This is a genomic window from Amaricoccus sp. W119 (assembly GCF_047275745.1).
Taxonomy (GTDB): domain Bacteria; phylum Pseudomonadota; class Alphaproteobacteria; order Rhodobacterales; family Rhodobacteraceae; genus Amaricoccus.
Map to the genome: position 1 here is coordinate 82,617 of NZ_JBKQWU010000001.1, position 18,555 is coordinate 101,171.

General features: G+C 68.8%; 17 protein-coding genes. 6 read left to right on the forward strand and 11 right to left on the reverse strand.

Going from position 1 to position 18,555, the window contains the following annotated elements; translation table 11 throughout:
• Positions 1-33 precede the first annotated feature (33 nt).
• Positions 34-1,692 carry a 4Fe-4S dicluster domain-containing protein gene (locus ACLJK8_RS00370; protein WP_413147969.1) on the reverse strand — a complete coding sequence of 553 codons (1,659 nt, stop codon included), beginning with the start codon at positions 1,690-1,692 and terminating at the stop codon, positions 34-36.
• Between the two features lie 232 nt (positions 1,693-1,924).
• On the opposite strand from ACLJK8_RS00370, the gene greA reads away from it, so the two are divergent.
• Entirely contained in the window at positions 1,925-2,395 is a 471-nt protein-coding gene (greA, locus tag ACLJK8_RS00375; protein ID WP_413147970.1) for a transcription elongation factor GreA, read from the forward strand.
• Between the two features lie 65 nt (positions 2,396-2,460).
• Here the strand turns inward: greA and ACLJK8_RS00380 are convergent, their stop codons facing one another.
• The 3 genes from ACLJK8_RS00380 to mobA form a co-directional block, all read right to left on the reverse strand.
• Positions 2,461-3,636 (reverse strand): MFS transporter, encoded by a 1,176-nt coding sequence (locus tag ACLJK8_RS00380; RefSeq protein ID WP_413147971.1) that lies wholly within the window; start codon positions 3,634-3,636, stop codon positions 2,461-2,463.
• 76 nt (positions 3,637-3,712) lie between these two features.
• The gene (gene mobB, locus ACLJK8_RS00385; protein WP_413147972.1) at positions 3,713-4,234 is read right to left on the reverse strand and encodes a molybdopterin-guanine dinucleotide biosynthesis protein B; all 522 of its coding nucleotides are present in this window, start codon (positions 4,232-4,234) and stop codon (positions 3,713-3,715) included.
• The gene (mobA, locus tag ACLJK8_RS00390; RefSeq protein WP_413147973.1) at positions 4,231-4,908 is read right to left on the reverse strand and encodes a molybdenum cofactor guanylyltransferase MobA; all 678 of its coding nucleotides are present in this window, start codon (positions 4,906-4,908) and stop codon (positions 4,231-4,233) included. The genes mobB and mobA overlap by 4 nt, the downstream gene beginning before the upstream one ends.
• Before the next feature lie 124 nt (positions 4,909-5,032).
• On the opposite strand from mobA, the gene ACLJK8_RS00395 reads away from it, so the two are divergent.
• Positions 5,033-5,755 (forward strand): AzlC family ABC transporter permease, encoded by a 723-nt coding sequence (locus tag ACLJK8_RS00395; RefSeq protein ID WP_413147974.1) that lies wholly within the window; start codon positions 5,033-5,035, stop codon positions 5,753-5,755.
• Entirely contained in the window at positions 5,752-6,084 is a 333-nt protein-coding gene (locus tag ACLJK8_RS00400; protein ID WP_413147975.1) for an AzlD domain-containing protein, read from the forward strand. The genes ACLJK8_RS00395 and ACLJK8_RS00400 overlap by 4 nt, the downstream gene beginning before the upstream one ends.
• Positions 6,085-6,102: 18 nt before the next feature.
• On the opposite strand, the gene mscL is transcribed toward ACLJK8_RS00400, so the two are convergent.
• From mscL to pheS, 4 genes are all read right to left on the reverse strand, one after another.
• Complete coding sequence (mscL, locus tag ACLJK8_RS00405; RefSeq protein WP_413148250.1) at positions 6,103-6,537, reverse strand: large-conductance mechanosensitive channel protein MscL; 435 nt, start codon at positions 6,535-6,537, stop codon at positions 6,103-6,105.
• 77 nt (positions 6,538-6,614) lie between these two features.
• Complete coding sequence (gene pheT, locus ACLJK8_RS00410; RefSeq protein WP_413147976.1) at positions 6,615-9,029, reverse strand: phenylalanine--tRNA ligase subunit beta; 2,415 nt, start codon at positions 9,027-9,029, stop codon at positions 6,615-6,617.
• 97 nt (positions 9,030-9,126) lie between these two features.
• Entirely contained in the window at positions 9,127-9,582 is a 456-nt protein-coding gene (locus ACLJK8_RS00415; protein ID WP_413147977.1) for a hypothetical protein, read from the reverse strand.
• Positions 9,583-9,650: 68 nt separating this feature from the next.
• Entirely contained in the window at positions 9,651-10,733 is a 1,083-nt protein-coding gene (gene pheS, locus ACLJK8_RS00420; protein WP_413147978.1) for a phenylalanine--tRNA ligase subunit alpha, read from the reverse strand.
• A 330-nt stretch (positions 10,734-11,063) separates the two neighbouring features.
• On the opposite strand from pheS, the gene ACLJK8_RS00425 reads away from it, so the two are divergent.
• Complete coding sequence (locus ACLJK8_RS00425; protein ID WP_413147979.1) at positions 11,064-12,596, forward strand: GMC oxidoreductase; 1,533 nt, start codon at positions 11,064-11,066, stop codon at positions 12,594-12,596.
• A 338-nt stretch (positions 12,597-12,934) separates the two neighbouring features.
• Here ACLJK8_RS00425 and ACLJK8_RS00430 read toward each other — a convergent pair whose 3' ends face one another.
• From ACLJK8_RS00430 to ACLJK8_RS00440, 3 genes are read right to left on the reverse strand one after another with little or no spacing between them, the layout of a single operon-like run.
• Complete coding sequence (locus tag ACLJK8_RS00430) at positions 12,935-13,888, reverse strand: aldo/keto reductase (protein ID WP_413147980.1); 954 nt, start codon at positions 13,886-13,888, stop codon at positions 12,935-12,937.
• Between the two features lie 48 nt (positions 13,889-13,936).
• Positions 13,937-15,421, reverse strand: a complete 1,485-nt coding sequence (locus ACLJK8_RS00435; RefSeq protein ID WP_413147981.1) for an MFS transporter — start codon at positions 15,419-15,421, stop codon at positions 13,937-13,939.
• 15 nt (positions 15,422-15,436) lie between these two features.
• Positions 15,437-16,225, reverse strand: coding sequence for an SDR family NAD(P)-dependent oxidoreductase (locus ACLJK8_RS00440; RefSeq protein ID WP_413147982.1), 789 nt, complete (start codon positions 16,223-16,225; stop codon positions 15,437-15,439).
• A gap of 395 nt (positions 16,226-16,620) precedes the next feature.
• Between ACLJK8_RS00440 and ACLJK8_RS00445 the strand changes: the two genes are divergently transcribed.
• Together ACLJK8_RS00445 and ACLJK8_RS00450 are read left to right on the forward strand one after the other, a co-directional pair.
• Entirely contained in the window at positions 16,621-17,964 is a 1,344-nt protein-coding gene (locus ACLJK8_RS00445) for an NAD(P)/FAD-dependent oxidoreductase (protein WP_413147983.1), read from the forward strand.
• Positions 17,965-18,046: 82 nt separating this feature from the next.
• Entirely contained in the window at positions 18,047-18,526 is a 480-nt protein-coding gene (locus ACLJK8_RS00450) for an acyl-CoA thioesterase (protein ID WP_413147984.1), read from the forward strand.
• Positions 18,527-18,555 lie beyond the last annotated feature (29 nt).

Below are 18,555 nucleotides of genomic sequence, written 5' to 3' on the forward strand. Positions count from 1 at the left end.
ATCGCGGGCATGATCCTGCGCGGGCCTTCGCCATCACATGTTGGGGTAGTTCGGCCCGTCACCGCCCTGAGGCGTCGTCCAGTTGATGTTCTGCGCCGGGTCCTTGATGTCGCAGGTCTTGCAGTGGACGCAGTTCTGGAAATTGATCTGGAACCGCGGGTTCGAGCCGTCGTCGTCGCGCAGCACCTCGTAGACGCCCGCCGGGCAGTAGCGCTGCGCCGGCTCATCGTAACGCGGCAGGTTCAGTTCGATCGGAACCAGCGAGTCCTTGAGCTGGAGATGGCAGGGCTGCTCCTCGGCGTGGTTGGTGAAGGAGAAGGAGACATTGGTCAGCCGGTCGAAGCTCAGGACGCCATCGGGCTTCGGATAGTCGATCTTCTCGAACCGCTCCGCCCGTCCCGTCGCCGCCGCGTCGGTCTTGCCGTGCTTCATCGTGCCGAAGAGCGAGAAATTGCCGAAGAGCGAGTTGCACCACATGTCGAACCCGCCGAAGACCAGCGAGGCGGTGAGGCCGTGCTTCGACCACATCGGCTTCACGTTGCGGACCGGCTTCAGATCCTTCGCGATCGGCCCGTTCAGCACATCGTCCGAATAGGCGGTGACCTCATCGCCCGCGCGTCCGGCCTTGATCGCCTCCGCCACCGCCTCGGCCGCCGCCTTGCCCGAGAGCATCGCGTTGTGGTTGCCCTTGATCCTCGGCACGTTCACCATGCCCGCCGAGCAGCCGAGCAGCGCCCCGCCCGGGAAGGTCAGCTTCGGCATCGATTGCCACCCCCCCTCGGTGATCGCCCGCGCGCCATAGGCGACGCGCTTGCCGCCCTTCAGCACCTCCGCGATCAGCGGATGATGCTTGAACCGCTGGAATTCCATATAGGGGAAGAGGTGCGGGTTCTCGTAGTTCAGGTGCACCACGAAGCCGACGAAGACCTGGTTGTTCTCCAGGTGGTACATGAACGACCCGCCGCCGGCGTTCTTGCCGAGCGGCCAGCCCATGGTGTGGATCACCCGTCCCTCGTGGTGATTCTCGGGCTTGACCTCCCAGATCTCCTTCATGCCGAGGCCGAACTTCTGCGGCTCCCGACCGTCGGAGAGATTGTATTTCGCGATCAGCTCCTTCGCGAGCGAGCCGCGCACGCCCTCGCCGATCAGGACATACTTGCCGAGCAGTTCCATCCCCGGCTCGTAGCCCGGCCCCGCGGTTCCGTCGGGCTCGCGCCCGAATTCGCCCGCGACGACGCCGCGCACCTCGCCATTCTCGCCATAGACGAGCTGGCTCGCCGCCATGCCCGGGAAGATCTCGACTCCGAGCGCCTCGGCCTGCTCCGCCATCCAGCGGCAGACATTGGCCATGGAGACGATGTAGTTGCCGTGGTTGTGCATGAACTTCGGCATTGGCCAGCTCGGGATCTTGAACTTGCCGCCTTCGCCGAGGAAGTAGAAGAAATCCTCCTTGACCTCGGTCTTGATCGGGGCGCCCTGCTCGCGCCAGTCGGGGATGAGCGCATCGAGGCCCGACGGGTCGAGCACCGCGCCCGAGAGGATATGCGCCCCGACCTCGGAGCCTTTCTCCAGCACGACGACCTGAAGCTCCGGATCGATCTGCTTCAGCCTGATGGCGGCCGAGAGTCCCGCCGGCCCGGCGCCGACGATGACGACGTCATACTCCATCGACTCGCGTTCGATCTCGGACATCGTCTTCTCTCCCCTTTGTGGCGCGTTGCTGTCACCGTGGGTAAACAGCCCACCCGCCCACGTCAATCAGACGCGTGTCAGCCCGCTTGCGGAGCCAGTTTCCGCCACATATGGTCATTCCCAGGCGGCTCGGAGAGCCGCGCTTCAGGCCGATGCCAAGGGCGTCGGCCTGATTGCATATTGGGAGGGGAACCGCGCGCGCCCCGCGGGGGCGCGCGAGAGGAGAACGCGTATGGAAAAGATTCCCTTGACCGCGAAGGGCTTCGCAAAGCTCGACGCCGAATTGAAGAAACTGAAATCGCAGGACCGCCCGGCGATCATCGCCGCGATCGCCGAGGCCCGGGAACATGGCGACCTGAGCGAGAATGCCGAATATCATTCCGCGCGCGAGCGGCAGAGCTTCATCGAGGGCCGGATCAAGGAACTCGAAGGCATCATCTCGCGCGGCGACGTGATCGATGTGAGCCGGCTCTCCGGGCCGGTGAAATTCGGCGCGACCGTGGTGATCCTCGACGAGGAGACCGACCAGGAGAAGACCTACCAGATCGTCGGCGAGGCCGAGGCGGACATCGAATCGGGACTTCTGAACATGAAGTCGCCGCTCGCCCGCGCGCTGATCGGCAAGGAGGAAGGCGACAGCGTCGAAGTCCGCACCCCGGGCGGCCTCCGGTCCTACGAGATCCGGACGATCTCCTTCGCCTGATTTCCCCGCGACTTTCCGTTCCGTGACCGCGACCCGGCGCGGGGGCCAACGGCCCTCGCGCCGCGTCAGACCGCGAGCGGCTGACCTTTCCAGCGCCGCCCGAGAAGGACGCAGATCACCAGCCCCACGACCGACATGCCGAGGCCGATCCCGTACGTGAGCCCGCCGAACCGGGGATAGGCCCAGGCCGCCCCCGCCGTGGCGAGCGACAGGACCAGCCCCGCGGCCATCGCCGCCGCCGCGCCCTGCGCCGCGGCGCCGAAGCGTGCCGGGATCGCGCGGGTGATGAAGGCCATCGCCCCGAGATGGCCGATCGCGAAGGTGAAGGCGTGGAGCGCCATCAAGGGCCAGAGCGTCCAGCCCGTCGGATCGAACATCATGCCGCCCCAGCGCAGGATGCCGGCGAGACCCGAGAGCGCCAGCGCCCGCACCGGCCCGAGCCGGCCCGCGAGCGCGCCGCCGATCGTGATCATGAAGACGATCTCGGCCCCGACCCCCGCCGCCCAGAGTGCGCCGATCCGCGCCTCCGACAGGCCGAGGCTCGTCCAGTGGATCGTGCCATAGGCGTAGAAGACCGCGTGGCTCGCCTGCGTGAAGGAGAGCGCCGCGACGAAGACGCAGAAGACCGGATTGGTGACGAGCGCCCGGATCTCGTCCATCCGCGGCGGGATCTGCCCCCGCACCCGCCGGCCGCCGGGATGCCGCCTGACCAGCACCGCCGCGACGAGAAAGCAGGCGACCATCCACCAGAGCGCGACCTGCGTGTCGTAGATCGCGATGAGCGTGCCGACGGCGAGGTTGGCGATCATGTAGCCCACGGAGCCGAGCCCCCGCGCCGGCGCGTAGCCGAAACCGTGGAACCGCGCGGCCGCGACCCCGAGCGCCTCGCCGATCGGGCCGATCGAGGCGAGGCAGGCGCCGGTCGCGAGCGTCGCGAGCAAGAGAACCGGGGCGTCGCTGATCCAGAGATGGCTGATCAGGATCAGCGCCCCGAAGAGGCAGCAGACCACGATCGTGTTCCGGCGCGAATCGAGCCGGTCCGCGAGGGCGGGGATGAGTAGCCCGGCGACGACGCGGATGCCGATCCCGAGCGAGGTGAAAAGCCCGATCTGCGCCGGAGACAGGCCCCAGTTGGCAAGCCAGAGCGGCCAGAACGGCATGTAGACGCCGCTGACCATGAAGAACGACGCATAGAAGGCCGTCGTGTGACGGCCGGCGGAGGAACGCAGGGGAGAGGACACAACAGGAACCGGATAAAGAGACGCGACCGCGTTCCAATTCCACTCCCGGAGCCGCCATGCAAGGGGACTCGCGCGGCTATGTCCCCGCCGATGCCCGCGCAGGCAGGCCGACCTGGCCGAGAATGAAGTCCGCGATGCCGGGAATGTCGTCGAGATCGAAGACCGGCCGGCCGATTCCGGCGAGCGGCGCATCCGAGGCGATCGCTTCGATGGTCTCGTCGCCCTGCGCGATCAGATCCTGCGACGTATCGACGCGACGCGCCTCGATCTTCGGATGGCGGTCGCGCTTGTAGCCCTCGACCAGAACCAGATCGACCGGATCGAGCCGGGCCAGCAGACCGGAGAGCGGCGGCTCGCCCGCCCCCGGCTCCAGTTCGGTCATCAGCGCCCAGCGCTTCGCGGAGGCGACGAGCACCTGTCCGGCGCCCGCCGCGCGGTGGCGGTGACTGTCCTTGCCGGGCTGGTCGACGTCGAAGCCATGATGCGCGTGCTTGATCGTCGAGACGGTGAAGCCCCGGCCGGTCAGTTCCGCCACGAGCCGCTCGACCAGGGTGGTCTTGCCGGAGTTCTTCCAGCCGGTGACGCCATAGACCCTCACCGCCCCACCCCCGTCTCGGCCGCCGCGAGGTCGGCCGGCGTGTTGATGTTGTGAAAACAGGCCGCGCCGCGCCCTTCGAAGATCGCGCGCGTCGCTCCCCGCGCCTCGGCGAAGGCGCGGACCCGGCGCTCGCCCGCGGCCAGCGCCTCGGCGAGCGCGTCGCGCAGACTGACGGGCCAGAGGGCGAAGGTCGGATGCGGCGCGACCCCGCCCGCGTCGAACGTACAGGCGATCGCGAGATGCGCGCGGCTCGAATAGGCGGCGACCCGCAGCGCGGTCACGAGATCCTCGGGAAAGTCCGGTGTATCCCCCGCCGCCGTCACGATGGCCCTGAAGCCCCGCGCCGCCGCCCAGTCGAGCCCGGCGAGCACGCCCGCCAGCGGCCCCTGATGATCCGGCACCGGATCGGGCAGCACCGCGAGCCCAAAGGCCGCGAAACGCGCCGGATCGCCGTTCGCCGAGATCGCCAGCGCCGCGACCTGCGGCCGGAGGTGATCGAGCGTGTGCGAGATCAACGGCCGCCCGCCGAGATCGGCGAGCATCTTGTCGGACCCGAACCGCGAGGACCGCCCACCGGCCAGAACCACCCCGCCGAGAGGCTCGCCGGCCGAGATCGGCTCATCGGATGCACGGGACGTGGGGACGGGTGGCGGGGGCGCGGATCTCGGGGACACGGGCTCTCCAATTCCGGAAACGGATTGAACCCCGCCGAGCCCTCGGGATAGACGCGGGCGGCGGCGGTCGTGAAGCGTCCCCGTTTCGCGCGGCGCGCAACGCTCAGCAAGGAGAATCTTCGCCATGCACCCGGCGACCTGGTCGGCATTCAAGCGGGGGCTGCGCGATGGCGCTCCGTTTGTCCTGGTCATCGTGCCCTTCGCCCTGCTCTTCGGCGTCGCAGCCCATGAGGCGGGATGGGATCTGGCGCAGATCCTGTCGATGAGCGTCTTCGTGATCGCCGGCGCCTCGCAGTTCACCGCGCTGCAACTGCTCGGCGACAACGCGCCGCTCGCGATCGTCATCCTGACCTCGCTCGCGGTGAACCTCCGGATGGCGATGTATTCGGCGAGCCTCGCGCCGCTCATCGGGGCGCAGCCGTTCTGGACGCGCGCGCTCGTCGCCTATTTCCTCGTCGACCAGACCTATGGCGTCACGATGGCGAAAATCGACGGCGGGGCGCGCATGACTCCAACGGAACGGGTGGCGCATTTCTTCGGCGCGGCCGCGGCGATATGTCCCTGGTGGTATGTCTTCTCCGTGGTCGGCGCGGTGGCCGGTACCGCGATCCCGGCCTCGCTCGCACTCGACTTCGCGGTGCCGATCACCTTCATCGCGCTCTTCGCCCCGGCGCTCCGCAGCCTGCCTCATCTCGCGGCCGCCTTCGTCTCGGTCGTGGCCGCGCTCGTCCTCGCCGGCATCCCCTACAACCTCGGCCTCCTGATCGCGGCCGGGCTCGCGATGGCGACGGGCGCGGGGGTCGAGGTCCTGCTGGAACGGCGGCGGAGCCGGGAGGCGGGCCGATGAGCATGGATGCCCGCGTCTGGACCGTGATCCTGCTGCTCGGGATCGGGACCTATCTCATCCGGCTGTCGTTTCTCGGGCTGATCGGCGACCGCCCGCTGCCCGGCTGGGCGACCCGGCTCCTGCGCTATGTGCCGGTCGCGGTGATGCCGGGCCTCGTGGCACCGCTCGTCGTCTGGCCGACGGCGACCGGCGGGGCGCTCGACGGCCCGAGGCTCGCAGCCGCCCTGGCGGCCCTCGTCGTCGGCGCCTGGAAGCGCGACGCGCTCTGGGCGATCGGCGCGGGCATGGCCACGCTCTACGCCGCGCTATTCGCCCAGAGCCTTTTCTGACAGCGTTTCCAGCGCGTTTCAGGGTCTGGCGCGGATGGTTTCCACGTCGGTCTTCAGGATGTCACGGATCTCGACCAGCAGCTCTTCCTGGGTCGGGGCCGTCACCTCCTGCACATCCTTGCCCTCGTCCGGATCATCCCGCTTGGCGATGTTCTGCACCTTGTTGATCCCCTTGATCAGCAGGAAGACAACCCAGGCGATGATCAGGAAGTTGATGACCGCCGTCAGGAAGGCGCCGTAGCGGAACGTCGCCTGATGATCGCCCTCGCCGATGGCGATCTGCATGGCGGAAAAGTCCATGCCGCCGATCACGAGGCCGATCAGCGGATTTATGAGATCGTTTACGAGACTGGTAACGATGGCAGTGAAGGCGGCGCCGATAATGATACCGACGGCCAGATCCATGACATTGCCGCGCGCGATGAATTCGCGGAATTCCTTGATCATGACAATCTCCTCAAGTTTCCCTCCGTCGGACCGCGGGAGGGAACCTGGCGGCGCCGGAACGCCCGAGGAGACCGTCCGAGACCTCAGCTTCTCAGGGTTCCGCCGGTCGCCTTCGTCACGCCCGCGATCACTTTGGCCGAGATTGCCGCTATTTCCGCCTCGGTCAAGGTCGCCCTGGTCGGCTCCAGCCGGACGGAGATCGCGATCGATTTCTTCCCCGGACCCATCTGCGCCTCGGCCTGTGGTCCCGAGAAGATGTCGAAAACCGACACTTCGGCTACGAGCGCCTTGTCGGCGGCGCGGGCTGCGCGCAGCACCGTCTCCGCTTCCACGCGCTCGTCGAGCACGAAGGCGAAGTCGCGCTCGACCGCCTGGAGGTCCGAGATCGCGAGCGCGGGCCGGGTGGTGGCACGGCTCCTGGGCATCGGCACCGCGGCGAGATTGACCGCGAAGGCGACCGCGGGCCCCTTCACATCGAGCGCCCGCGACACGCGGGGATGCAGTTCGCCGAAGACCGCGAGCACGGTCTTCGGCCCGAGCGTCAGCGCGGCGGAACGGCCGGGGTGGAACCAGCCCGGCGCGATCCGCTGGATCATCGGCGTCGCGGTCAGGCCGAGCGCGGCGAGAGCCGCCTCGGCGTCGGCGCGGGCGTCATGCAGGTCCACCGGCCGCCGGCTCCCGAGCGTGTCACGCGGGGCGGTCTGGCCGACGCGGATGCCCGCCGCCATCGCCGACTGCTCCTCCGGTTCGCCGCCCGAGAAGACCGCGCCGACCTCGAAGAGCGCGAGATCCGCGAAGCCGCGCGCCTGATTGCGCGACGCGGCGCGCAGGAGGCCGGGGATGAGGTCGGGGCGCAGGTGGCTCATCTCCGAACTGATCGGGTTTTCGAGCCGCACCGCCTCGGTTCCGCCGCCGAAGAGTTCCGCCGCCTCGCGGTCGATGAAGCTGTAGGTCACGCATTCATTGTAGCCGAGCGCCGCGATGCGCCGGCGGACCCGCCCCTCGCGCACCTGCGCGGGTGTTAGCACCGGCCGCGCCACGCCGCTCGGGCGCGGCAGCGGCTGGCCCTTGAGCTTCGTCAGCGAAGCGACGCGCGCCACCTCCTCGATGAGATCGGCCTCGCCCTGCACGTCGGGGCGCCAGGGCGGCACGGCGGCGCTCAGCTTTTCGCCCTCGCCCGTATCAGTGGTCGCGAAGCCGAGCGCGTTCAGGATGCGGACCTGCTCGGCGCGCGGGATCTCCATGCCGACGAGGCTGATCACCCGCGCGGGGTCGAGCGTGTAGCTGCGCGCCGTATCCGGCACCGCGCCCCAGAGCGAGGTTTCCGAAGCCTCGCCGCCGCAGAGATCGAGGATCAGCTTGGTCGCGAATTCGACGCCGGGCCGGGTAAACTCCGGATCGACGCCGCGGTCGAAGCGGTAGCGCGCGTCGCTGTTGATCTTCAGGCGCCGTCCGGTCCGCGCGGTGCGGACCGGGTCGAAATAGGCGGCCTCGATGAAGACATCCGTCGTCTCGGCGGTGCAGCCGGACCGCTCGCCGCCCATGATGCCGCCGATGCTCTCGACGCCCTTCTGGTCGGCGATCACCGTCTCCGAACCGTCGAAGGCATAGGTCTTGCCGTCGAGCGCCAGCAGCGTCTCGCCCGGCTTCGCAAGCCGCACGGTCAGCGCGCCGCCATGGACCTTGCCCGCGTCGAAGACATGCAGCGGGCGGCCGCGGTCATAAGTGACGTAATTGGTGATGTCGACCAGCGCCGAGATCGGCCGCAACCCGATGGCGCGCAGCCGGTCCTGAAGCCATTTGGGCGAAGGGCCGTTCCTCACCCCCCGGATCAGCCGGCCGACGAAGAGCGGGCAGGCCTCGTTCACGACATCGGGCGCGAGATAGACGCCGACCGGATTGGGGAAGGCGCCCGGGACAGGCTCGACCGGCGGCGTGGTCACGGTTCCGAGCCCGCGGGCGGCGAGGTCGCGCGCGATCCCCGCGACGCCGAGCGCGTCGGGCCGGTTCGGCGTCACCGCGATCTCGATCACCGGGTCGAAGCTCAGGACCTCGGTGACCGGCGTGCCGACCGGCGCCTCCGCCGGCAGTTCGAGGATGCCGGTATGCTCGTCGGAGAGCTTCATCTCGCGCTCCGAAAGCATCATGCCGAAGCTCTCGACACCGCGGATCTTGCCGACCTTGATCGTGGTGTCGATGCCGGGAATGTAGTCGCCGGGCTTCGAGACCACGACCTTAATCCCCGCCCGCGCATTCGGCGCGCCGCAGACGATCTGCGTCTCGCCCTGGGCGGTCGCGACGCGGCAGACGCGCAGCTTGTCGGCGTCGGGATGCGGATTTGCCTCCAGCACCTCGCCGACGGTGAACGCGGCAAGCTCCGCGCCCGGGTCCGTCACGCCCTCGACTTCGAGCCCGAGGTCGGTCAGCGCGAAGGCGATCTCGTCGAGCGTCGCGGTCGTGTCGAGATGATCCTTGAGCCAGGAGAGGGTGAATTTCATGCGACCAGATCCCGTCAGCGTTTGCGCGGCGGGTCTACGCCATCGCAGGCTCAAGGGGAAGGGCGCGCGGAGCGGCCGCGGTCAGCGCGAAGGCGCGTCAGTCCTGATCCACACTTCCGAGCACGTCGCTCACGAGCGAATCCGGCTGGTCCTCGCACGCCGCGGCGAGATCCCCGGCGAACTCCTGGGCATCGTCGGCTTCATCCGCGGCGTCATCCTCGGGCTCATTGGCCTCCCCCGCCTCGCCGCCCTGATCCGCCGCGTCGGCCCCATCGGCCTGATCCGCCTCACCAGCTTCTCCCGCCTCGCCAGCCTCGTTGTCCTCGTCGGCCTCTCCGGCCTCGTTGGCATCGTCATCAGCCTGGTCCGCCTCATCGGCCGAGAAACCAAGCTCGCCGAGCATCGCCACCCTCTCATCCTGGCTCGCCGCGAGATAGCTGGCGCAGGACGCCTCCGAGCCGGTCGACGACACCGGCGCGTCCGAGCTCTGGGCCCAGGCGGAAGCTGCGAATCCTGCGAAGACGAGCGTGGTGAGCGCTGTGGTTCTCAACATCATATCCTCCGTATGCGTTACGGAGGGCAAACCCGGAACCCGGAGGATTCGATCCGGGGGGGGGGCCGCTACCGGCTTATCCCGGCCCTGAGCGTCGGCACGTCGAGCGAGGCGAAACCGTAGTGCCGGAGCCAGCGCAGGTCGCTGTCGAAGAAGGCGCGCAGGTCAGGGATGCCGTATTTCAGCATGGCGATCCGGTCGATCCCCATGCCGAAGGCGAATCCCTGCCATTCCTCGGGATCGACGCCCGCGGCGCGGAGCACCTTCGGATGCACCATGCCGCTCCCGAGGATCTCGAGCCAGTCGTCGCCCTCGCCGATCCGAAGCTGCCCGCCCGCCCAGGAACAGCGGATATCGACCTCCGCCGAGGGTTCGGTGAAGGGGAAATGCGAGGCACGGAACTTGAGCTCGACGTTGTCGACCTCGAAGAAGGCGCGGCAGAACTCCTCCAGAACCCATTTCAGATTCGCCATCGACACGCCCTTGTCGATGCAGAGCCCCTCGACCTGATGGAACATCGGCGTATGCGTCTGGTCATAGTCGGCGCGGTAGACCCGGCCCGGCGCGATGAGACGGATCGGGACGCCTTGGGCCTCCAGCGCGCGGATCTGCACCGGCGAGGTATGGGTGCGCAGCACATGCGGCGGGCGGTTGTCGCCCTCGGCGCGGGCCAGATAGAAGGTATCCATGTCGGCGCGCGCCGGATGGTGATCGGGGATGTTGAGCGCGTCGAAATTGTACCAGTCGCTTTCGACCTGCGGCCCCTCGGCGACGGAGAAGCCGAGATCGGCGAAGATGGCCGTCACCTCCTCCATCACCTGGCTGACCGGATGGAGCGAGCCGCGAAGTTCGGGGCGGGGCGGCAGGGTCACATCCTGCCACTCGGTCGCGAGCCGCGCTTCGAGCGCCGCGTCGGCGAGCCGGGCGCGCGCATCGGCGATGGCGGTGTTGAGATCGTCCTTCAGCGCGTTGAGCGCCGGGCCCGCGCTCTGGCGCTCCTCCGGGCTCATCGCGCCGAGCGAGCGCATCAGCGCCGAGACCTCGCCCTTCTTTCCGAGCGCGGCGAGGCGCGTCTCCTCGAGCGCGGCCTCGGTCGTCGCGGCGGCGATCGTCGTCAGGTATTTCTCGCGCAGCGCATCGGTCACGGACATGGCGCCCTCACCTTCCGGATGGTGACTGGAACATCGCGCCGCTCACTAGCCGAATGGCCCGCGCATTGGCAAGTCGGGTCCGAGCCTGCGGAGCCGGCGGTGGCGGCCACTCCCCCGAATCCCCCGCCGGAGGCCGCGGCATCTATGCAACACTTGACCGCGGAGTTAACCATTCGTCCTCGGTTTCCTTGTAGCAAGGCCCTGCTTCGCTTATCCGATAAGCATCGCGTCTCGGTGTACCTGTGGTGTGGGGTGGTTTCACGGTGCGTGTGTTGACTGGTGTTTTGTGTAGACGAGTTCTCTCGCCTATGGCCGCCGAGACGCGTTGTGTTGATTGATGCCAGTTCGGGCGAGCGGGCAGCCTTTGATCGCGCCTTCGACGTGTGCGTCGCCGGCGCGGGTCCCGCCGGGATTACTCTTGCGCGGCGGCTCGCCGCGCAAGGTTTCAGTGTCGCGCTGATGGAGGCGGGCGGGTTCGATTACGACCCCGTCTCGCAGGATGTCTACGCCGGGGAATGCGGCGGGCACGACTATTTCCCGCTGGACGAATGCCGGCTGCGCTATTTCGGCGGAACCTCGGGGCATTGGGAAGGCAAGTGCCGGCCGCTCGAGGCCCGCGATTTCCAGCGCCACGGCTACGACCCGATGAGCGGCTGGGCCATCGCCAGGGCCGATCTCGACCCGTATCTGGAACCCGCGGCGCGAATCGTCGAACTCGACGATCCGGTCATCCCGCCCGAACTGCCGATGGCCCAGCGCGAGGAGCGCTTCCGGCATATCCAGTGGCGCTACAGCCCGCCGACGCGCTTCGGCGAAAAGTACCGCGACGAGATCGTCGCCTCGGACCGGATCACGCTCTGCCTCAACGCGAATCTCGTGGACCTCAGGCTCGCCGAGGATTATTCGCGCGTGGTGGAGGCCTGGTTCCGCGGCTATGACGCGGGCGACCCGGGTTTCGGTATCCGCGCACGCGCCTATGCGATCTGCCTCGGCGGGATCGAGAACGCGCGCATGCTGCTCAATTTCCGGAAGCAGCGCCCCGACGGGATCGGCAACGCCCATGGTCTGGTCGGCCGCTATTTCGCCGAACATCCGACGGTTCTCGCGGCCGACATGCTGCTGACGGAGCCCTGGTCCTTCGAGCAGCGGGTCTTCGCGCCGACGGATGACCTGCTGGAAGCGACCGGGGTCGCGAATTTCACGGTCATGCTGGAGCCGCAGCGGCGGGACACGCCGCTCTCGCTGCCCAAGGCCCTGAAGACGACCGTCGAATGCTTCACGCCCGAGACGGCGCGGCTCGTCCAACGTCTGCGCGGTTTCCGTCCGAAATGCGGCTGGGGCGGGCTCGAGGAATTCGCGCTGGTGCGCCACCCGAAGGAAAACCCGTGGGCGCGGGTGGCCGTCTCGGTGGAGCAGCGGCTGAACCCGGAGAGCCGGGTCCGGCTCGCCGATGCGACGGACCAGTTCGGTCTGCGACGGTCCCGGATCTGCTGGAACCTCGTGGACAGCGACTTCGACACCTTCCGCGCCGCGATCACGGCCTTCGGCGCCCATGTCGCGGAACAGAACATCGGCAGGCTCCGGCTCAGGCGCTGGATTCAGGAGGAAAACCCGTCGCTGCCCAACATCCAGGGCGGCGAGGGCCAGGTCGCCGGCCGGCATCACATGGGCACGACGCGGATGTGCGCGAGCCCGCGCACCGGCGTCGTCAACGCGGACTGCCGCCTGCACGAAGTGGACAATCTCTATGTCGGCGGCTCGAGCGTCTTCTCGACCGGCGGTTTCACCAAACCGACGCTGACGATCGTTCAGCTCGCGCTGAGACTCGGCGACCACGTCGGCGAAGTGCTGCGCGCCAGCTGATCCCGGCACGCGGGCGTCCCGCGCGTCCCGCGCGCGGGCGAGGTGGCGCGCGGCGGGCCTTCCGCGAGGAGGGGGCGCCGCCTCGAATGCGTACCGAGCCCCCCACGCCGGATAGGCACGGGTGAGCTGCCTGACGCCGGGGTTTCGATTTCGACATGGCATAGGCGCGGCGCGCGACTTCGCCGAACCGGCGATCCATGGATCAATGGCACTCCGTCGCGACGGAAATCGCGCCAGCACGCATCGGGCCAACCCCTCCGACCCACGCCGAGACGGCGCAGGGAGAGACGCGCCCCGCAGAAGGCGTTCCGCGGGGCACGTCTCTCCGAGATGACCGCTCAGGCGCTCGCGGCGTCGAGCGCGGCGATATCCTCCGGCGACAGTTTGAGGGCGGCGGCGCGCGAGAAACTCTCCACCTGCGCGACGCTCGTCGCGCTCGCGATCGGCGCCGTCACGCCTTCACGGGCGATCTGCCAGGCGAGCGCCACCTCCGCGGGTTTGGCACCGTGGCGGGCCGCGACGTCGTCGAGCGCTTCGAGGATCGCGAAGCCGCGCGGCGTCAGGTATTTCGCCACCCCGTCGCCACGCGCGGATTTCGGCAGATCCGCCTCCGAGCGATACTTGCCGGTCAGAAAGCCCGAGGCGAGGCTGTAATAGGTGACGACGCCGATGCCGTCCCCGACGCAAATGTCCCGCAACGCGCCGTCGAAAGCCGCGCGATCGAAGAGGTTGTATTCCGGCTGCAGCGCCTGATAGCCGGGCAGGCTCCCGGTCCGCGAGACGTCGAGCGCCTCGCGAAGCTGCGCCGCGTCGAGGTTCGAGGCGCCGATCGCCCTGATCTTCCCCGCGTCGATGAGCTTCGCATAGGCGCCCAGCGTTTCCGCGTAAGGCGTGTCCGTGTCCGGCCAGTGCGAGAAGTAGAGGTCGATCGCATCGACCTTCAGGCGCCGGAGCGAATCCTCCACCGCCTCGGCGATCCAGCGCTCCGACAGGCCCTTGCGCTCCGGAGCACCCATGTCGGAGCCGACCTTGGTGAAGATCGTCACCCTGTCGCGCATGCCCGGACGCGCCGCGAGCCAGTCACCGATGATGCTCTCCGACTCACCGCCCGAATTGCCCGGCGCCCAAGAGGAATAGACATCGGCGGTGTCGATCGCGTTGAATCCGTGATCGACGAAGGCGTCGAGCACGTCGAAGCTCGTGGCCTTGTCGATCGTCCATCCGAAGACATTGCCGCCGAAGACGATCGGCGCGATGTCGAGCCCGGTCCCACCGAGCGGTCGCTTTTCCATGAGGTGCCCTCCCTTCCATCTCGTTCCGGGGCGAACCCCTCCGTTCACTCAGCGCCGCGTCGCGCGCCGGGCGACATTCGACCCGGCCTCGGCTTCGAGTGCCAGGCTGTCGAGCACGCCGAGAAGCGAGATAGCGCCGACGATGAGGAAAGCCACGCGGAACGGCATCACGGGCCCGGCATCGGCGCCGATCACTTCCCCCAGTCTCCAGGCAATCGCGCCCAAGGCCACCCCGAGCCCCATCGCGAGCTGGAACGCGGTGGAGAACAGCGTATTGGCACTGGTCATGCCGCCGTCGGGCACATCGGCGAAGGCGATCGAATTCAGCGCGGTGAACTGCATCGAACGCGACATGCCGCCGATGAACAGCACCGCGCAGGAGATCCAGAGCGGCGTGTCGGCGCCGAGGAAGGCGATCGACGCGATGGCGCAGGCGTTGAGGAGGCCGTTGCCGATCAGCACGCGGCGGAATCCGAAGGTCCTGAGCACCCAGGTCGTCATCGGCTTCATCGCGAGATTGCCGGCGAAGACCGCCATCAGCATGAGCCCGGCGTCGAACGGGTCGAAGCCGAAGGCGATCTGGTAGAGCAGCGGCACGAGAAACGGCACCGCGCTCACGCCCATGCGGAAGAGCGACCCGCCCCAGATCGTGACGGCGAAGCTGCGCAGCCGGAGCGCGGAGAGATCGAACATCGGATGCGACGCGCGGTTGAGGTGGCGGACGCTCCAGGCGAGGAGCCCGATGCCCAGCACCGCGAGGCCGGCCGCGGCCGCCATCTCCGCGTCGGGCCGCGCCAGCATCTCGGCCACGAGCATCAGGCAGAAGAGCGCGCCGCCCAGCAGGAGGAAGCCGGGCCAATCGAAACGCGCGCCCCGGTTCGGCCCCGTCGCCGGCACGATCCGGAGTGCGAGCCCGAGGGCGATGACGCCGAGCGGCAGGTTCAGATAGAAGATCCAGCGCCAGTCGGCATGTTGCACCACCCATCCGCCGAGCGGCGGGCCAAGCACCGGGGCGACCAGCGCGGGCCAGGTGAGGGTCGCGATCGCCGTGATCAGCCGCTCCTTCGGCGTTGCCCGCAACACGACGAGCCGGCCGACCGGGACCATGAGCGCGCCGCCGATCCCCTGCAGGACGCGGCTCGCGACGAAGACGGGAAGCGAATTCGCCAGCGCGCAGAGCAGCGAGGCGAGTGTGAAGAGCACGATGGCGAAGGAAAAGACCGGGCGCGCGCCGAAGCGCTCGGCCGCCCAGCCGCTGATCGGGATGAAGACGCCGACCGTCAGCATGTAGGCCGAGATGCCGGTATTGAGATCGACCGGCGCCACCGCGAAGCTCTCGGCCATCGCCGGGATCGCCGGGGTAATCACCGTCGCATCGAGGTTCTCCATGAAGAACGTTCCCGCGACCAGAAGCGCGAGGGCGACCCCGCCCTCCGCCCCGCGCGCGGGGGTCTCCGCTCCCGTACCGCGCGCCCGCGCATCATCCCGCGCCGTCCCGCGCTCCTGACCGCTGTCGTCCATCGTGCCGGCCATCTGGCTCCCCGATCCTCAGAGGCTGTCGACCACGCCGCCATCGACGCGGAGCGCCGCGCCGGTGGTGGCGGAGGCCTGCGGCGAGCAGGCGTAGACGACCATGTTCGCCACCTCGTCGACGCTCGCGGCGCGGCGGATGATCGAGGAAGGGCGGTTCTCCATCACGAAATCCGCCGCCGCCCGCTCCAGCGTCTTGCCGCCCTCGACCTCGGGCCGGAGCATCTCGGCCACGCCCTCGGAGAGCGTCGGACCCGGCAGGACGGAATTCACCGTCACCCCGGTGCCTGCCATCCGTTTCGCGAGACCGCGGGCGACCGACATCACGGCGGTCTTGGTGAAACCGTAATGGATCATGTCCGCCGGGATGTTCAGCGCGGATTCGGAGGCGAGGAACACGACCCGCCCCCAGCCACGCTCCGCCATTCCGGGCACATAGGCGCGCGCCAGCCGAACGCCCGACATGACGTTGACCTCGAAGAACCGCGTCCATTCGGCGTCCGGCGTCTCGAAGAAATCCTGGGGACCGAAGATCCCGAGATTGTTGACGAGCACGTCGCAGCGCGGATGCGCCGTGATCAACTCGTCGCATCCCGCGGCCGAGCCGAGATCGCCGGGGTGGCCGAGCAGAGCCGCGCCGGGCACATCCGCCGCGATCGAGGCGAGCGCGGCGTCCACGTCGCGCGCCCCGCGCCCGTTGACGACGACGCTCGCGCCCGCGGCCGCGAGCCCCCGCGCGATCGCGAGGCCGATACCCTTGGTCGATCCGCTGACGATCGCGGTCTTGCCGTCGAGGTCGATCTTCATGCCCGCTCCCTCTCCCTCCCAGACGGCCGGCCGGCCGCCGTTTCAATCGCACGGCTCGCGGCCGCCCCCTTATTCGCACGGCCGGCGGTCGCCCTCTCAACCGCGCGGCCGTCTCGCCGCCGTGTCGGTAGGGTGGCCACCGGCCGTTTCATCCCGGGGAAATGGATCGAATCGGCGTCGCGGCGAGCCCTCGTCGCAACCGGACGCGAGCCGCGCGTCTTCGCCCTGCCGGACACCAAGGGATCGGCGGGAGGAGGAACAGGCCGCGGGAGTATCAACCGGCGGTATTTCCCGGCCGCGGCGTCTCGCCACGGCGCGGGTCCGCGGTCTATAGTCGCGGCCGGGTCAGCCGGGCGGGCCCGCGCGCCCGGCCAGCCATGACAGAGGAGTCCCGAATGTCCGATAGCTCTTCCGCTCATCATGTCGTCATCGTCGGAGCCGGTTTCGCCGGGCTGAATGTCGCCCTCGCCCTCAAGGGGGCGCCGGTCCGCATAACGATCATCGATCAGCGCAACCACCACCTGTTCCAGCCGCTGCTCTACCAGGTCGCGACGACCCTGCTCGCCACGTCGGAGATCGCCTGGCCGATCCGGCGCATGTTCAGGGACAGGCGCGACGTGACGACGCTGCTCGGACGGGCTCAGGATGTCGACCGGGAGGGGCGGCGGGTCCTGCTCCGGGACGGCGACAGCGTCGGCTACGACACCCTCGTCCTCGCCACCGGCGCGCGCCACGCCTATTTCGGCAACGATGAATGGGAGCCCTCCGCGCCCGGGCTGAAGACGCTCGAGGATGCGACGACGATCCGCCGGCGGCTGCTCCTCGCCTTCGAGCAGGCGGAGAAGGAGGAGGACCCGGAGGTTCGTCGCGCGCTGATGACCTTCTGCGTCATCGGTGGCGGGCCGACCGGGGTGGAAATGACCGGGATCATCGCCGAACTGGCGCAGAAGACGCTGCCGAAGGAGTTCCGGCGGATCGACACGCGCGAGACCAGGGTGATCCTCGTGGAAGCCGGACCCCGCGTGCTGCCGGTCTTCTCGGAGAAGCTGTCGAACTACGCGGCGGAGTCGCTGCGAAAGCTCGGGGCCGAGGTCCGCTGCGGCAAGCCGGTCTCCGCCGTCAACGACGACGGCATCCAGGTCGGCGACGAGTTCGTTCCGGCGCGCACCGTGATCTGGGCCGCCGGCGTTCAGGCCTCGCGCGCCGCGCTCTGGCTCGACGCTCCGGCGGACCGCGCCGGCCGCGTGATCGTCGGACCCGATCTGAGCGTGCCCGGGATGCCGGATGTCTTCGTGATCGGCGATACCGCGCATGTCGAGATCGACGGCAAGCTCGTCCCCGGCGTCGCACCGGCGGCGAAGCAGCAGGGCGCCTATGTCGGGAAGGTGATCCGCGCGCGCATCGCAGGCACCCCCGCGCCCGGACCCTTCACCTACAACCATCTCGGCAATCTCGCGACCGTGGGGCGCAGCGCGGCGGTGATCGACTTCGGCAAGGTCGAACTCACGGGATGGGCCGCCTGGTGGATCTGGGGCATCGCCCATATCTACTTCCTGATCGGGACGCGCAGCCGGCTCGCGGTCGCGATCAGCTGGCTCTGGTCCTTCATGAGCGGCGGCCACAGCGCGCGGCTGATCACGCAGAAGGAAACGCTGCGCGCCGAGGCGGCCGACCATGACCCGCCGACGCATATCGTGCCCACCGCCCCGGAACCGGCGCGCGCCAGCGGCGCGGCCTGACCCCGCCTCGCCCGGTGCGAGCGCCGCGCGGCGCCACCGGGCGGTAGCCCAACCAAGCCAGACGCCCGGAAGGAAGACCACGATGGACCCGCGCCAGCTGCAGATGACCGAGCTCATGACGCCCGACCTCGCGAATTTCTCGGGCAAGGTTCACGGCGGGGCGCTCCTGAACCTGCTCGACCGCGTGGCCTTCTCGCTCGCCTCCCGCTACTCGGGGCGCTACGCGGTGACGCTCTCGGTCGATCAGGTGACCTTCAAGGAACCGATCAATGTCGGGGAACTCGTCACTTTCCGCGCCAGCGTGAATTTCGCCGGCCGCACCTCGATGGAGATCGGCGTCCGCGTCGAGGCGGAGAACATCCGGACCGGCGCGGTGCGGCACACGAACTCGTGCTATTTCACGATGGTGGCGGTCGATGACACCGGCCGTCCGGCGGAAGTGCCCGCGCTCCGGGTCGAGACCCCGACAGAGAAGCGCCGACACCGGGCCGCCGAGATCCGCCGCCGTCTCCGCCGCGAGATCGGCTATCAGCTCGAACAGGCCTCCGAGGGCGACGATTGACATAGACCGATCATCGCACTGGTCGCCGC

Excerpts from the sequence above, each read along its gene's own strand:
- ACLJK8_RS00370 (WP_413147969.1), bottom strand. The coding sequence starts at position 1,692 with ATGTCCGAGATCGAACGCGAGTCGATGGAGTATGACGTCGTCATCGTC.
- greA (WP_413147970.1), top strand. The coding sequence starts at position 1,925 with ATGGAAAAGATTCCCTTGACCGCGAAGGGCTTCGCAAAGCTCGACGCC.
- ACLJK8_RS00395 (WP_413147974.1), top strand. The coding sequence starts at position 5,033 with ATGCACCCGGCGACCTGGTCGGCATTCAAGCGGGGGCTGCGCGATGGC.
- ACLJK8_RS00400 (WP_413147975.1), top strand. The coding sequence starts at position 5,752 with ATGAGCATGGATGCCCGCGTCTGGACCGTGATCCTGCTGCTCGGGATC.
- pheT (WP_413147976.1), bottom strand. The coding sequence starts at position 9,029 with ATGAAATTCACCCTCTCCTGGCTCAAGGATCATCTCGACACGACCGCG.
- ACLJK8_RS00415 (WP_413147977.1), bottom strand. The coding sequence starts at position 9,582 with ATGTTGAGAACCACAGCGCTCACCACGCTCGTCTTCGCAGGATTCGCA.
- pheS (WP_413147978.1), bottom strand. The coding sequence starts at position 10,733 with ATGTCCGTGACCGATGCGCTGCGCGAGAAATACCTGACGACGATCGCC.
- ACLJK8_RS00430 (WP_413147980.1), bottom strand. The coding sequence starts at position 13,888 with ATGGAAAAGCGACCGCTCGGTGGGACCGGGCTCGACATCGCGCCGATC.
- ACLJK8_RS00435 (WP_413147981.1), bottom strand. The coding sequence starts at position 15,421 with ATGGCCGGCACGATGGACGACAGCGGTCAGGAGCGCGGGACGGCGCGG.
- ACLJK8_RS00440 (WP_413147982.1), bottom strand. The coding sequence starts at position 16,225 with ATGAAGATCGACCTCGACGGCAAGACCGCGATCGTCAGCGGATCGACC.
- ACLJK8_RS00445 (WP_413147983.1), top strand. The coding sequence starts at position 16,621 with ATGTCCGATAGCTCTTCCGCTCATCATGTCGTCATCGTCGGAGCCGGT.
- ACLJK8_RS00450 (WP_413147984.1), top strand. The coding sequence starts at position 18,047 with ATGGACCCGCGCCAGCTGCAGATGACCGAGCTCATGACGCCCGACCTC.